This is a genomic window from Meiothermus sp. (assembly GCF_037443965.1).
GTDB lineage: Bacteria > Deinococcota > Deinococci > Deinococcales > Thermaceae > Meiothermus.
Map to the genome: position 1 here is coordinate 16,346 of NZ_JBBINI010000021.1, position 14,364 is coordinate 30,709.

The 14,364-nt window shown below is 60.8% G+C and carries 19 protein-coding genes; all 19 read left to right on the forward strand.

Annotation, left to right across the window (positions count from 1 at the left end; genetic code table 11):
• The first annotated feature begins 373 nt into the window (after nucleotides 1-373).
• Entirely contained in the window at nucleotides 374-709 is a 336-nt protein-coding gene (locus tag WKI89_RS11660; protein WP_337869822.1) for a hypothetical protein, read from the forward strand.
• Nucleotides 687-887: a hypothetical protein gene (locus WKI89_RS11665; RefSeq protein ID WP_337869824.1), complete on the forward strand. Its 201-nt coding sequence runs from the start codon at nucleotides 687-689 to the stop codon at nucleotides 885-887. Before WKI89_RS11660 ends, WKI89_RS11665 begins: the two co-directional genes overlap by 23 nt.
• 122 nt (nucleotides 888-1,009) lie before the next feature.
• Nucleotides 1,010-1,258: a hypothetical protein gene (locus WKI89_RS11670; protein ID WP_337869826.1), complete on the forward strand. Its 249-nt coding sequence runs from the start codon at nucleotides 1,010-1,012 to the stop codon at nucleotides 1,256-1,258.
• Nucleotides 1,259-1,264: 6 nt separating this feature from the next.
• The gene (locus tag WKI89_RS11675; RefSeq protein WP_337869828.1) at nucleotides 1,265-1,618 is read left to right on the forward strand and encodes a hypothetical protein; all 354 of its coding nucleotides are present in this window, start codon (nucleotides 1,265-1,267) and stop codon (nucleotides 1,616-1,618) included.
• A complete protein-coding gene (locus WKI89_RS11680) occupies nucleotides 1,615-1,812 on the forward strand; it encodes a hypothetical protein (RefSeq protein ID WP_337869830.1) in 198 nt (65 codons plus the stop codon). The genes WKI89_RS11675 and WKI89_RS11680 overlap by 4 nt, the downstream gene beginning before the upstream one ends.
• Before the next feature lie 8 nt (nucleotides 1,813-1,820).
• A complete protein-coding gene (locus WKI89_RS11685) occupies nucleotides 1,821-2,375 on the forward strand; it encodes a phage protein Gp27 family protein (RefSeq protein WP_337869831.1) in 555 nt (184 codons plus the stop codon).
• Between the two features lies 1 nt (nucleotide 2,376).
• On the forward strand, nucleotides 2,377-3,654 hold the full coding sequence (locus WKI89_RS11690) for a terminase family protein (protein WP_337869833.1): 1,278 nt from the start codon (nucleotides 2,377-2,379) through the stop codon (nucleotides 3,652-3,654).
• 213 nt (nucleotides 3,655-3,867) lie between these two features.
• On the forward strand, nucleotides 3,868-5,451 hold the full coding sequence (locus WKI89_RS11695) for a DUF935 family protein (protein ID WP_337869835.1): 1,584 nt from the start codon (nucleotides 3,868-3,870) through the stop codon (nucleotides 5,449-5,451).
• A 109-nt stretch (nucleotides 5,452-5,560) separates the two neighbouring features.
• Entirely contained in the window at nucleotides 5,561-6,100 is a 540-nt protein-coding gene (locus tag WKI89_RS11700) for a hypothetical protein (protein ID WP_337869837.1), read from the forward strand.
• A gap of 1 nt (nucleotide 6,101) precedes the next feature.
• Nucleotides 6,102-7,349, forward strand: coding sequence for a phage minor head protein (locus tag WKI89_RS11705; protein ID WP_337869838.1), 1,248 nt, complete (start codon nucleotides 6,102-6,104; stop codon nucleotides 7,347-7,349).
• Entirely contained in the window at nucleotides 7,346-7,561 is a 216-nt protein-coding gene (locus WKI89_RS11710) for a hypothetical protein (RefSeq protein WP_337869840.1), read from the forward strand. The genes WKI89_RS11705 and WKI89_RS11710 overlap by 4 nt, the downstream gene beginning before the upstream one ends.
• A 126-nt stretch (nucleotides 7,562-7,687) precedes the next feature.
• Nucleotides 7,688-8,233 (forward strand): hypothetical protein, encoded by a 546-nt coding sequence (locus WKI89_RS11715; RefSeq protein WP_337869842.1) that lies wholly within the window; start codon nucleotides 7,688-7,690, stop codon nucleotides 8,231-8,233.
• Between the two features lie 331 nt (nucleotides 8,234-8,564).
• Nucleotides 8,565-8,750 carry a hypothetical protein gene (locus WKI89_RS11720; RefSeq protein ID WP_337869844.1) on the forward strand — a complete coding sequence of 62 codons (186 nt, stop codon included), beginning with the start codon at nucleotides 8,565-8,567 and terminating at the stop codon, nucleotides 8,748-8,750.
• Nucleotides 8,751-8,758: 8 nt separating this feature from the next.
• Nucleotides 8,759-11,158 carry a phage tail tape measure protein gene (locus WKI89_RS11725; protein WP_337869846.1) on the forward strand — a complete coding sequence of 800 codons (2,400 nt, stop codon included), beginning with the start codon at nucleotides 8,759-8,761 and terminating at the stop codon, nucleotides 11,156-11,158.
• Nucleotides 11,142-11,717, forward strand: a complete 576-nt coding sequence (locus WKI89_RS11730; protein WP_337869848.1) for a hypothetical protein — start codon at nucleotides 11,142-11,144, stop codon at nucleotides 11,715-11,717. The genes WKI89_RS11725 and WKI89_RS11730 overlap by 17 nt, the downstream gene beginning before the upstream one ends.
• Nucleotides 11,718-11,782: 65 nt before the next feature.
• The gene (locus tag WKI89_RS11735; RefSeq protein ID WP_337869850.1) at nucleotides 11,783-12,454 is read left to right on the forward strand and encodes a hypothetical protein; all 672 of its coding nucleotides are present in this window, start codon (nucleotides 11,783-11,785) and stop codon (nucleotides 12,452-12,454) included.
• Nucleotides 12,444-12,923, forward strand: a complete 480-nt coding sequence (locus WKI89_RS11740) for a hypothetical protein (RefSeq protein WP_337869852.1) — start codon at nucleotides 12,444-12,446, stop codon at nucleotides 12,921-12,923. The genes WKI89_RS11735 and WKI89_RS11740 overlap by 11 nt, the downstream gene beginning before the upstream one ends.
• On the forward strand, nucleotides 12,923-13,294 hold the full coding sequence (locus tag WKI89_RS11745) for a hypothetical protein (protein WP_337869853.1): 372 nt from the start codon (nucleotides 12,923-12,925) through the stop codon (nucleotides 13,292-13,294). The genes WKI89_RS11740 and WKI89_RS11745 overlap by 1 nt, the downstream gene beginning before the upstream one ends.
• Entirely contained in the window at nucleotides 13,281-14,360 is a 1,080-nt protein-coding gene (locus tag WKI89_RS11750; RefSeq protein WP_337869854.1) for a baseplate J/gp47 family protein, read from the forward strand. Before WKI89_RS11745 ends, WKI89_RS11750 begins: the two co-directional genes overlap by 14 nt.
• Nucleotides 14,361-14,364 lie beyond the last annotated feature (4 nt).

Consider the following 14,364-nt stretch of genomic DNA (forward strand, 5'->3'; position numbering starts at 1 on the left):
ACCCACTCTGCAATCTTAGACCCAAGTACAACATTGCAGAGTGGGGTTCTCATAAACCCACCCTGCAATGTTGAACCTGAGTATAAAAATCGGCTTTGCAGAGTGGATCGAGAATCGAGTGGCACGCAACAAAACACTACAGCCCCCGCCCACAACCCCACTTCGCAGCTTTGCAGAGTGGGTGAAACACTGCAAATGCTGCAAACGACTCCACTAGAAGCCGATAATCCCCGTGTAACATCTGAGCCCACTCTGCAACCCATAGATGCGCTCTCCAAACCCAAAAACACACTCATAAACAACCCCAATTTCTCACCGAACAGCCTGGCAGGCCGAACACGTCATGAAGGCACTGTGGATGGCGAGTAAAGGGATGAAGTCCTGGCAGAAGGTGTTAGGGGGGCACAACCCGCACCGGGCAAGCTACCTGCCGGTGTTCGTGCCGGAGCTGCCCGCTGCGCACATTGCCGCGCACGAACTGCGCCTCTGGCGGCGCGACCTCGAGTCGTTCCTGGCCGAGCTATCCCCCGTCGAACGCGAGACCCTGAACGCTCACCTGAACACCCCCCGCTGGAACATGCTGTTCAGGTGGCGTGCAGCACGGATGCGCTTTGAGCGCGCGAACGTATCCGAACAAATCTGTCTCCTTGCGCACAGGCTTCGCCGCACATGCAAGGAGGTCAGAAATGCTGAACCACGAACTGTTTGATTCGGCGGTGCACGCTGAGGCCCGCTGTATGCCGGTATACAGAGGCATCTGCCAGCGGGGCCGCCCCATGACCCGTGACGGGCATGTCCTGCGGAATTGGTTCCGTCACCGTGGAGCGTGGGTATGGTGGGCCAAGGTGGGCGACCGTGCCCTGTATATGATCCAACCAGTGGATTGAGTCACGCTAAATGTCACCACTGGGGCACAACGGGGCATCGGCCCGTCAAGCCCAGTAAAATCCGCTATACTGAAAGTAACCTAGCCCCCGCCTATACGGCGGGGGCACTGGTTTGGGGCGGAATGAATGATCTGGAACGCTCACTACTGGAAGACCTGCTGGACGAGCTGGCTATGGCGGCCCCGCACGAGCGAGAGGAGAGCATCCGCAAGATGCGCGAAAAGATGCTGGCCATAAAACTGTTGGAGCGCGTACCCAAAAGCCGGACACCCTGGTGGTGGGCGGGCGACTTCTGGCGAACCGCTCTGATCGTTGCTGGCGTAATCGCCGCGCTGATGGGGGTCAAGATTCCCGCGATACCCAGTCCGTGAGGTGTTATGCCAAGACTTGGAAACCAACGTACTAAAATACTGCGCGGAGAGGTGTTATACGCGCTGTACCTGTTTGCCACTGGCCTGGACGATAAACCGCTTTATCCCGATGCTCCGTGGCGGTTGCCCGAGCGCTCGCTCAAGCTCACGCTCGAAGGCCTTCATCAACTGCCAGGGAATGATGAACTAGAGTCCATCCTACGATACCTAAGCGCGCCAGGGAAGGAATATTTACAGATAGCCTGGCGCAACGACGGGCGCGGCGGCTTTGAATATGCAGAAATTACGGCAAAGGGCATTGATTTATGCAATGGCGACCTACTTGACCCCGGCGTGGTATTCCCCAGGAGGCGCTCGTGAGTCTCGACGAATTGCGACAAATGCGAGAGGAGATTACCGCACTGCGGCTATCAGCACAAGCCAACCAGAACAGAGTCCTGGCTCGGCTAGAAGACCTGGAAAAACTCCTGGTCAAACGCACTGCTAAACCGGGTTGGGGACTGTACGGCCTACTGGCCACCGCCACAGTTTTGGGCTGGATTGTACCCAGGTAGGGGGCTCGGTGGCGATCTATGTGCAATCTACCCGCTGTAAGGTCTGCCAGTCGCCGCTGCGCGATGAGATAGATCAGATGCTGCTGGGCGATATCCGCAGGCCTGACGGCTCGCCGTACCGCATAGAGGACATTGTGAGCTGGGCGGCTGCGCGTGGGGAGCAGCTCAGTGCGGGCGGCCTCTCACGCCACCGCACCACCCACCTGCTGCCTGCGCTGGGCGCGGCCCTGGAGGCCCAGCAGGTTATGGAGGTCATCGGCAGATCCACCGGCAAGCAGCTCAGCCTGCAAACGGCCTTCACAAACGTGCTGATCCACAAACTGCTGCGGTTCCTCGAGACCTTCGACCCCGAGGAGATTGATGCCAGGGCGGTGGGGAAGATACTCGAGACTGGTGTCAAGGCAGTGCAGGCCAGCCTGCAGCTCGAGAAGGCCGAGCGAATCTTCAACAAGGGCCAAGCCGCTATAGTGGCCGACAAGATCGAGCACAAACTAGCCGCTAAAAACCTCGATCCCGAGGTTCTGGCCACCATCCGCCAAGAAATTTACGGCCTGAGTAAATAGTATGCTGCTACCGTATCAAAAGCGCTGGGTGGAAGATCGGAGCCGGTTTAAAATCTGGTTGGCTGCACGCCAGGTTGGCAAATCCTTTGCCTCTACCCTGGAGACCGTGAACGACAGCCTCGAGCGCAAAACCCTGTGGATTCATTTGTCTAGTGGCCAGCGCCAGAGCCTGGAACTGGCCGAGAAGGTTAAGCTCCACCTGGATGCCTATAAAATAGCGGCACAGGCACTGGAAGACTACTTTTTTGATGGCGAGACGCGGGTGACGCAGCTTGAGTATCGGCTCCCCAACGGCTCTCGGCACCTGTTCCTGCCTGCCAACCCCGCAACGGCCAGGGGTTACTCGGGCAACCTCAACCTAGATGAGTTTGCCTTTCACAAAGATCCCAGGGGTATTTGGACGGCAGTTTTCCCTATCATTACACGCAACCCCAACTACAAGGTACGGATTACCAGTACCCCAAACGGACGCGGCAACCAGTTTGCCGAGTTGTGGCTCAACGCCGAGGGTTGGAGCCAGCACAAAACTACGATCTACGACGCAGTAGCCGACGGGCTTGACATCGATCCCGAGGAGCTGAGAATTGCCCTCAACGACCCCCTGGCCTGGCAGCAGGAGTATCTGCTGGAGTTTTTGGATGAGGGCTCCGCGTTCCTACCCTACGACCTGATTCTGGCCGCCGAGGTAGAGGATACGCTATCCGACCAATGGGATCCCGAAAATGCCTATCTGGGCATGGACATCGCTCGCCGCCGCGACCTCACGGTTATCTGGATAGACGAGGTGGTGGGAGACGTGGCCTGGTGTCGCAAAATCATCGAGCTGCACAACACGCCCTTCCACGCCCAGCTCCAGGTGCTGGCCTCTCTACTGCCTCGTGTGCGTCGGGCGTGCATAGATGCGACCGGTATGGGCGAGATGTTGGCTGAAGAGGCTCGCCGCCGGTTTGGTTGGAAGGTCGAGCCCGTACATTTCAACCTCGAGACCAAGGCGGATCTAGCCCAGACGCTGCGCCTAGGTTTCGAGGACAGGAAAGAGCGAATCCCGTACAACGATCAGACCCTGCGCCAGAGCCTGCACGCCATCAAGCGCATCGTCACCAGCGCCGGGAATGTACGCTACGACGCCGAACGAAACGAGGCGGGCCACGCCGACCACTTCTGGGCCAAAGCGCTGGCGGTGCATGCTCGAGGGCGGCGGCGGGGGCCAATCGAATATCACACCATTCAGCGCAGTCGCTTCAGCAACCCTCAGGGCAAGCCGGAAGGTACGCTTTGAAACCCCCCCACGTCCTACCAGAGCCAAAAATAGTTGGGGCTTGGGGCAACCTAGGCCCGGAGACCAGCTCAGCCCCTTCAACCCCGCAAAAGAGTGCAGGGGCTGGTCGGTGGTGACACGTAGCGTGCAACGCCTTCCCAACCCCCAGCAACGGGTTATACTGTTTCTAACCTAGCCCCCGCTCACTGAGCGGGGGCCCTGCTTTGGAGGCCCATGCCCATCCTGGATCAGTTTGGAAATCCCATATCTAGCAAGCCCCCCAACAACGCCCGACCCAGCCCGGTGGTGGGCCTCGAGCAGCGCTACCAGAACTATCCCAGCCGGGGTCTAACGCCCGAGAAACTAGCCCAGATCATTTACGAGGCCGATGACGGCTATCTCGACCAGCAAGCTGAACTATTCAGTGAGATGGAAGAGCGCGACGGCAAGCTGTTCCAGGTTATGCAGGATCGGAAGCTATCGTCCATTGGGATCGAGTGGCGTATCGAGCCCGCCGATAACAGCGCTCAGGCTCGACGCCTGGCAGACGCGTTTCGGGAATGGTGGGATAACTCGAGCCGGGTGGGGTGGATGCTGGATCTGCAAGATGCCCTGGGCCAAGGCGTAAGCCTGGTAGGCATGGCCTGGCAGCGAGACGGCTCCATGTGGATTCCAGGACAACTCGAGCATATAGAGGCCCGCTTCCTGGTCTGGGACTTCGAGCACAAGCGATTCAAAATTCGCTCACTCGAGCACCCCCAGGGCTACATCCCGCCCTATGGTCAGGTCATCGAGCACCGCTACAAGGCCCGCAGCGGTAGCCCCACTCGAGCCGGGTTGATGCGCACCAATGCCTGGTGGTACCTCTTCAAACACTATGCCGTTAAAGACTGGGTGGTGTATGCGGAGGTTTTTGGACAGCCCTATCGGCTGGGCAAGTACGACCCTGCTACCGGCAAGGACGAGATGGCCGCGCTCGAGCGGGCCGTGCGAGCACTGGGCACCGACGCTGCAGGCATCATCAGCAAGGATACCGCGATCGAGATTATCCAGGTGGCCCGCGCCACCGGCGGCCCCGATGTATATCGTGGTATCTATGACATCGCCAACCGCGAAATGACCCTGGCCACCCTGGGGCAAACCCTAACCAGTGGCGAAGGTGAGCACGGCACGCAGGCCCTGGGGCGCGAGCACCGCCGTACCCGCACCGACCTGCTCGAGGTGGATGTACAGTCCCTCGCGGACACCATCCGCCGCGATCTGGCGACGCCCTTTACCGCATTTAACGCAGAACCCGAAAATCTTAAGTTGGCCCCCAGGATTATTGGCATCATCGAAGAGGGCGAAGATCTCGCAGAGAAGGCCAAAACCCTGGATGTCCTGCAACAGATGGGCTACCCCATCTCCCAGCGCTGGATTGCGGAGAAATTCGGCGTGCCAGAGCCCGCCGAGGGCGAACGAACACTCATCAGACTGGGGGGGGCAAACCCACAACAACCAGAGCCTCGGCGAGCCCCTCAGCAGGCCCGCACACCCCTAGCTGCCCTCGAGCGAGAACTGCGCCCCGGCATGATGAATGGGCAGCAGTACATCTTCGAGCTGATTGGCCGGGCCACCGAGGCAGGCCGTGAGGCCTTCGCGCCCACGTTGGCCCGTCTACTCGAGGCCATTCAGTCTGCACACAGTCCGGACCATTTACGTGAGCGGCTGGTGGAGCTGTTCCCGGAACTCGACACGTCGGGGCTGCGCCGCCTGGTCGAGGCGGGCTGGCTGCTGGGCGAGATGGCGGGCATGTTGGCCCAGCGGGAGGACATTTGATGGAGGTCTGCATGCCTCAAGGCCACGCACTGGTGTTAATGCTGGCCTTTGGGCTCCCCTGCTGGCTCTTGGGCACCCTGATGGGCAACCCCCTACCCCCGGAGAAACCATGAGCGTCCCTCCGTACAACCGTATACCCGAAGTGCCCCAGATCGTCATTCGGGGGGAAGCATGGAGATTTAACGGACGTCTGACAGATCGCCAGGGCGCAATCCTGACCTGGGCTGGGTACTCTATGGGCCTGGAGATCTGGCCCGCATTTAGTGGGCCTGGAGCCGACAATCCGTTCTACACCGCCGAGTCCAGCGAGGTGACACTTGAACCCAACGGGACGTTTGAGATCAATATTGCTGGCACAAAAACAGCCGCCAGTGCATCCAACCGAGCAGTGCACTACACGCAGTGCAAGATTTCAGTGAGTTCCACCACCCTAACCCACCTGTGGTTGCGCAACGATCGCAGCGTGCCCGGTGCTGCGAACACGGGCCTGACTGGTGCCCAGGCCAGCCGGTATGCGCGGCAAACGAGCACGGCTAACCTCACTGGCACCCAGACGGTTACCCTGGGTGTGCGCAGCTCGACGACTACTGCGACCCAGACCGCTACACTGGAGAGTTGGCGGATCACGGTGCACCCTTCCAATCCGTAATATGCCCTGGACCGTAGATGCCGACCCCATCAGCCCCGACCGGGCCGTCACGTGGTTCAGGGCCCGGCTGCCGCTTACGGATCCCGCCTACCGAGCCATATCGGATACCGCCCGACAGCGGGCCTTTTTTATCGCAGGCTTGGCCCAGCTCGACTTGGTGCAGGGCGTGATGGACGCGCTGGATGCGGGCCTGGCCGAAGGCGAGACCTTCGAGCAGTTCAAGGCTCGCCTCAGTGACCGGCTCCAGCGATCCTGGGGCGGCCAGAGCGCACACCGGCTGCAAAACATTTTTGACACCAACCTGCAATTGGCCTACGGCGCAGGACGCTGGAAGGCCGCCGACGAACTGCGGGCAGAGCGCCCCTACTGGGGGCTGGCGGTGGTGCTAGATGGGCGAACCTCGAAGATCTGCCTCAACCTGCGGGGGGTCGTCCGCGCTGCCGAAGATCCGTTCTGGGACTCCCATATTCCTCCGCTACACTTCCGCTGTCGTACCGCACTGGTGACATTTAGCGTGCAACAAGCCGAGAACCGTGTAACCCAGACGCTCCCCGACCAGCCCCCCCTCGAGGGCTTTGGTCGCCCCCCAGGACGTGAGGCCTGGAGCCCACGGCCGGAGGACTACCACCCGGCGCTGTGGGCTGCTTACGAACGAAATAGTAGAGACGCGGCGCCTGGAGTGCGCGAGGAGAGAATTCGCAGGGGCGTGCAGTATCAAGAAGGGGTTTCGAGGCTGTCCAAATCCGAAACCGAAGAGGTGTTGCGTGGTTTGAACCAGGCCGGCCTGACCGAATACCTGAAAACGAGACCGCTAACGGAACTGTCGTTTAAGCCCCTACCGCAACCCAGGAAGGGTTTTTTGGCAGGCCAGTACGATGAGATTGAACAACGTCTGACAGTACATAGCAGCCGCCCATCCGACACGTACAGGCAGGACTTCAGGCCGATTAAACTAGCCGCGTTTTCCGAGACCGCAATAGACGCCATACAAGCCATCAAATATTCGATGGTGCATGAGGTAGGACACCACATTCTGGGGGATCTGCGTCTGCGCTCAGGCTGGCTTGGCAGGATCGAGCAAGCGTTCGCCAAGGGCGGCCGGATTAGCCAACGTGCGGCCTACGACTGGGAGGAATATTTTTGTGAGTGCTTTGTTGCGTTTACGTTCAATCCCGGTGCATTAAGGGTATTTGATCCCGACGGACATGCTATGATCAGGGCAGCTAGAGAGGAGCTAAAGCTCTTATGATCGCCAGCAAACCCAACATCGAGCACCTGCGTCGCCTGAAGGCCGAAGCCCGTCAACTGCGGGCAGCGGGACGCCTAGACCTCGAAGCAGCGCGGCGTATTGCCCAGGCATCCAAGCGGGCGGCCGGCGACATGGCTTTCGATAATTGGTTCGAGCCCCTGGCGACGACCTTCCCAACGGCCTATCTGGACGCGATTGTTCCCGAACTGTAACAGCCCCCATTCCAACAATCGGGGGCACAAACATTTTCTCCCTTCTCAAGCCCCCTCTTTCCCAGTAAACTAACGATAACCTAGCCAGCCCTGATTCGCGGGGCTGGCTTCACTTTTGAGGCCAACATGAGCAAAATTGCCCAAACCGCCCTACAAGCCGTCCGGCGCGAGCTGCCCGGTTTTGTTGCCACACCCGGCTGGTGCGTCGCTTTTGTGTTTGAAGTGATAGCGCGGGTCTACGCAACCAATCGCTGGATCCTGTACAGCCGAGTGCTGGATGACACCAAGGCTGATGCAGACAAGTCGCGATGGGCACACGACATTGAGCTGGGGGTGGATCGGCTTGGGTGGGACATCGCCAGGGCAGACTACGATCCGGCCAGCCCAAGCCAGCAGGCTGCGTTGCTAGGGATCATCAAGCCGGGCGATTTGCTGTTCAGTAGCGCCCACCACGACGAACCGCCCAGGAGTGCCCGGGTGGCCCGGGATCGTGAAGGTCACATCGGCATCTATGCCGGAGAAATCGGTGGAATTCCGACGGTTGTCGAGAACACTCGAGCCGACCGAGGCCAGTGGTTTGGTCGCCGCTCGGCCCTGCGGCTGACCCCCCTATCGCGCTGGGACACGGTGACTACTGTGGCCCGGATTCCCTCCAACTGGAGGCCCAGGTAAACAACCCACAGCTAAAGCAGTGGGCTTTCAGGGACAGGATTATGCAGACTAGCACGCACCGCTTCCCCCAAGTATGGCTGGTTTACAGCAGCCCAGCAGGGTTGTCCCTGCTGCGAAATGGTTTGCGTCACGGGCAAATAGCCGTCGCTCCCGATAGGCGGTACGCCGGTGGAGTGCCTTGCAGCCTCAGCAAAAACCACAAATCCACTATAGCAAATCGGCCAACCACCCGGCTTTGTGCGCCAAAACCAGGCGCACGCGGGGCTATCCCAAGAGCTTGCTCCACCACGGCTGAAGACCGTGGGTTTCTCGCCCCGCGCCCCGAGGTTTTATGAGCACCGACATTTCACCGACCCTCGAGCGGGTCGTGCAGCTTCTAGGCCAACGCCTGGCGCAGGAGCTGGTCAACCATGCCATCACCCAGGCCAACCTCGAGGCTACCCTCGAGCGCGAGCGGGTGCTAGAAAAGCGACTGCACGAGCCCGAGGCCAAACGCGGGGAGGGAAGTAGGAATTGAACCGGTTGATGCAGCTGCAGGTGCTGGTGGATTTGGCAGACCGCCTGTCCGGGCCTGCCAACGGTGTCTTGCGCTCGCTGACCGGGATCGAGCGGGCAGCCAACCTAGCTGATACGGCCATTGAACGGTTGCAGGCGGGGGCTTCCATAGCGGCGGTGGGGCTGGCACTGGCTGCCCCGCTGGGGTTGGCAACCGCCAAAGCCATCGAATTTGAGTCGGCCTTTGCGGATGTACGCAAGGTAGTCGAGTTCACCCCCGAGATGGGCCCCAGGGTATTGCAAGACCAGCTTGTACAACTCTCTCGCCAGATCCCGCGCTCGGCCGCCGAGCTAACCCAGATCGCCGCTGCAGGCGGGCAGGCCGGTATCGCACTTGACGAGTTGGCCGGGTTTACCGCCGATACCGCCAAAACGGCGGTAGCCTTTGATATCGCCGCCGCAGACGCGGGGGATACCCTAGCGCAGCTGCGCAACATATTCAGGTTGGCACAGCCCGAAGTGATGCGGTTGGCCGACGCGGTTAACCATCTGTCCAACAACATGGCCTCCAAGGCCCCAGACATCCTGGAAGTTTTGCGCCGGGTGGGCGGTGCAGGCCAGCTGGTCGGACTGACTGGTCAACAAATGGCCGCATTGGGCTCAGCTATGCTCGCTACCGGCACGGCACCACAGGTGGTGTCCACCGGCCTGAGCGCACTCATTAACCGCCTAGCCAATGCGACGGAGGGCAGTAAGGATTTCACCAAGGGCCTGGAGTCTATTGGGTATACCGCCGAGGGCATTGAAAAAGCCATTCGTACCAACGCCCAGGGGACCATTTTAGATTTCCTCCGCACAGTCAACAACTCCAAAGACCCGCTCAAGGTGTTGAGCCAGATGTTCGGTATGGAGTATGCCGACGACATCGCACGGCTGACCAAGGGTTTGCCGCTGGTCGAGCAAGGCTTTCGCCTGGTGGGCGATAGCCAGGTCTATGCCGGGAGTGTGGGGGCCGAGTTCGCCAATCGCTCGGCCACCACCGCCAACCAGCTGCAACTGCTCCGCAACGACCTGGATGCCATCGGGATAACTGTGGGGCAGGTCTTCTTGCCCCCGCTTCGCGCAGTCGTGGCACACCTGCGCACCGGAGCCGACGCGGTGCTTCACTTCGCCCAGCAGTTCCCCGTCACAACCCGGGCGATTGGATTTAGCATAACCCTGCTGGCGCTGCTGATCGTGGCCGCAGGCGGGGCTGTGACGATAATAGGAGCACTGGGGTTTGCCGCCAGCCAGGCCTCGGTCGGGCTATTATCCCTTCGCCAGGCCGTCGAAGCAGCAATCCTCCGGGCCTACGACTTGGCCGGAGCGCTGGATAGGGCCATAGTTCGTATTCGGCTGTTAGGAGGCCCCATCCCGGCAGCCAGGGTCGGCATTCTGGCGCTGGCCGGGGCCTTTCGCGCCCTAACGGTGGCCATGCTTACCAACCCAGTCATTTTGGCGATCACATCTGTACTGGCGCTGGCCGCCGCCTTCGCCTACGCGTGGTCGCGCATAGCTGCCTTCCGTGACCAGGTGCGCCTGGCGCTGGTTCCGCTGGCGGCGGGATGGGACGAGTTTAGAAATGCGGTGGCTGGGTTGGCGCGTCAGTTTGGCCCAATTGGAGAGTTTATCGCTGCTGCGTTGGGCCGCGGCCACGGAGCACTGGACGCTCTGGGCTACGCCTTTGGGTTCGTGCTCGGCTTTTTGCTAACCTTTACAATCAAGGTCTTTGCCCGCATCGGATCAGGCATTTTGCAGGCCCTTACAGGCACCGTGAACGTGGTGCGCGGCCTGCTGGACGTGGTAGTTGGGCTGTTTACCGGCAATTTTGAGCAGGCTCGAGCGGGCGTGGAGCGCATTATGCAAGGGGTGATACGGGCGGTCTCCGCGCCCCTCGCGCTGTTGGGGCAGTCTGCGGTGCAGTGGGGGGAAAAAATTATGCGTGGCCTGGCCCAGGGCATCGAAGCGGGGCTGGTCTGGGTAGGCCGCAAGATTTCCGCGGGTGCCGAGACCATCAAAGGCTGGTTTACTGGTCTATTTCGCATCGAGAGCCCCTCCAAAGTCTTTGCAGGCTATGGGTTGATGTTGTCGTTGGGCCTGGCCCAGGGCATCGAGGCGGGCATGCCCCAGGTGGCTGACGCAATCGCCGGGCTGGACATGCGGCCACAGCTCGAGCTGGCCCAGTCAGCCCCCCTAGCCCCCCAGCCCCAGACACGGCAGCAGGCCCAGCGGTCAGCCCCGCAAATTAGCATCAACATCGAGGCGATTAACGTCGGCCCTGGGCAATCCTCTCGGCAAGTGGCTGAGCAGTTCCAGCCAGCCATCAAGGAGGCCGTCTTGCTGGCTATCGAGGAGCTGGCGATAGAGGAGGGCTATGGCCAAGATTCCTGATCCGTGGCAGCACCCGGAGATCTGGGAGACGCTAATCTTGCTGGGGCCACAGGGTCGCGTGACAATCCCCAATGCCACTGTGGATGTGCGCGGTGGCGACCCGGAGGAAGATTACGCCCCCATCCCTGGAGAGGACGGCGGTGAGCGCTCGTTTTTGGGTTACCGCGATGCGGAGATAGAGGTCGAGGCCGTGGCCGATACCAAAGCCGAGTTTGACAACCTCTGGGCGGCGCTGGCTCTTTACCGCGACCGCCGAGACCAGGCCCCCAGGGTTCTACAAGCTGCCCACCCGAACTTACAACTTCACGGCGTGCGAAATGTATACATCATTGGGGTGGAAAGCCAGGACTTTAGCCGCGACACGGGATTTGTGCTGCGAATTACTCTACGTGAGTGGCAGGCCAAGGATCGGCGCAGGACGAAAAAAACCTCTAAGGTCGGCGATGGGCTGGCTCCAGGCAGCCCGGCGGGCACAGGGCCGGTGGTACAGGCGGCCAGACCAGCCAGACCAGTGCCCAGCGGGCCGCGCAGAATCGGCCCAGCAGCGCCACGGGGATAGCCTCGATTGAGCGAGGGATCTCCAACGGGTCGGCGTCTGCCAACAGGGTTTTGGGACGGTAGACCATGCCAGTGCTCCTCGCCAACAACGCGAAGGTCTCTGAGGGCCACATCAACCTGCCCCTCACGGGGCGGCTGACAGCCACCCTGCGGCTGGCTGCCGATAATGCATCAGCTAGCCGAGGCGAGGCGGTTGTACTGCGCTTCGAGTCTGGCGAGACCTTCGCTACTACCTGTTTGGATGTGGGCCGGGACGGAGGCTTTTGGCGGCTGTATGTGGTTGGAGGCGCGGGCAAGCTGGATATGCGGCTGCGGCCCAAATTTTACGAGGGCGTCCCAGCCCGCACGATACTCCTCGACATGCTCCAGGAGGTTGGCGAGGCGCCAGGCAGCCTAGACGCCCCCGAGACTTTTGCCCGGTACACCCGCTACGGCTACCCCGCATGGCAGGAGCTGCGTCGCGTCCTCCTGCTCCTGCCCGAGCGCAACTGGCGCATCATGCCTGATGGCGGGGTGTGGGTTGGCCGGGAGACCTGGCCCATGTTCGCGGAGGAGCTCCGTGCGTCACGATACGATTTTGTGCAGCGCAGGCACTGGTTCCCGCTAACCCCCGCGCTCCAACCAGGAGTACGGTTGCATGGCGTAGCCGGTGGTTACGAAGCCCAGTTCGGCCCGGTTGAGCGGCTTACACACCACATCGGCCCAGTGCTTCGTACCGAGGTGATTTGTGGAAAGTAAACGCCTCAAATGCGCTCTACGCAAGCTGGTCGAGGATGGACGCATAGATACGCTGGCGCTCTATCCCAGCCGTGTGCTGCGGGATCACGGGGATATGCGTCTGGATCTGGAACCAGACAGGCCGGATTTGCCCAACCTGGTGCGGGTGCCCCTGCGCACCATGCTGCCGGGCGTAGTGGTGCGGGTGCGCCGCGATGCGCGGGTGCTGCTCGGATTCGAGAATGGCGACCCCAGTCGCCCCGTGGCGACCTTATTCGACGGAGGCGCGCTGGAAGCCCTAACCATCCATGCGCAGACCTCCATCACACTCCAGACCCCAGACCTCGATCTCGGGGCCGAGGGCGGAACGGGCGTGCTTCGGCTGGGCCAAGCCATCACCTGGGTCTTCGCTGCACCCGTTACTCCCGGAGTCCCGGTGCAGGCCACCGCGCAGGCGGGCGGCTCCAGCATCGTAAAGGCGGTGGGCTAGTGGTGGATCTGGGCACCGACTACAGCCTGATTGAGCGCCGCCGAAAAAGTGGGTTGGACAACCTGATTGGGGCTATTATACGGCAGCTGCAAACCCCTCTAGGCGGCCTATTTTACGACCCCGGCTACGGCTTTGATGTGCGCGAAACAGTGCAGGCCCCGTGGAATGCCCAGACCAAATATGAGCTGGAAACGTTTGTGCAGGCCGCAGTAGAGCGTGATCCACGGGTGCTCGAGGCCGAGGTGGAAGCAGAGCAGCGAGACCTCGAGCGGATTCACATAACCATTCGAGGCCAGACCGCTGTTGGGCCCTTCGCGCTAGTGATTGCTGTAACAGGCCTATCTGTCGAGGTGCTCCGTGCCAACACTTGATCAAATCCTGCAACCACGCTCCCAGCCGCAAATTCTAGCCGCGTTGCTGGATATACTGCAAAGCAAAGGGTATGTCCCAGACGACTGGATCGCTGGCTCAGAACAACGCACCCTAATCGAGCTATTCGCGGAGGGGTTGGCCGAACTCGAGGCGCTGCGGGTGGCGATCACCCGTGGTGGGTATCTCGAGCTTGCGGAGGGCGCCTTTCTCGACTTACTGGGCCTAAATGTATACGACCTCCTGCGTAAGGAGGCCACCTTCGAGCGGCAACGGTTCACACTGAGTTGCGAAGCGGGATTCGGCCCCTACAACGTGCAGGCCAACCAGCTGTGGGCTGGAACCGGGAATCTACGATTCAACAATCAAGGGGGTGGTACGCTCAATTCAGGTGGTACGCTATCGCTTGAATTTAAGGCCGAGGGCACTGGAACCGCATATCGCATCGCGATGGGCACAGCCACCACATTATTTACACCACTACCCGGTGTAACCATTACCAACGACCAAGTGCTCGAAGCCGCCATCAACCGTGAGACCGATGCGCAATTCCGTGAGCGCTGCCGCCTACGCTGGTCAGAGCTGGGATTCGGCAGCACCGCCGCTGCCTACCAATCATGGGCACTAGCGGCCGATCCTGGTATTACAAAAGTCCGTGTGCTAGACAATAACCCGCGCGGACAAGGCACTGTGGATGTAGTGCTTTGGGGAGAGGGCGGCCTGGGTGGCGCTGCAGTGGCCGCAGCCAACCAGATCATTCAACAGCGCAAGCCGCTGACATCCAACGTGCAGGTCTACGCCGCTACCGAGGTCAACGTCCCGATCTCCGCCACCATCCGCGTGCGCAGTGGATATTTGGCAGTAGCTCAGGTCGAAGCCATAAACAGGCTATCGGCGCTTCAGGCCGCACTACCCATCGCTGCAACCATTTACAGATCTGCGATTGTCGAGGCGCTGTTTGGGGGGCACACCGTGGATGTGGCCCTGAGCGCCCCAGCAGCCGATGTGGGGCTCACCGGCGTGCAGGTTGCCCGGTTCGTTTTTAACCCAATTTGGCTCGAGGTCTAAGAAG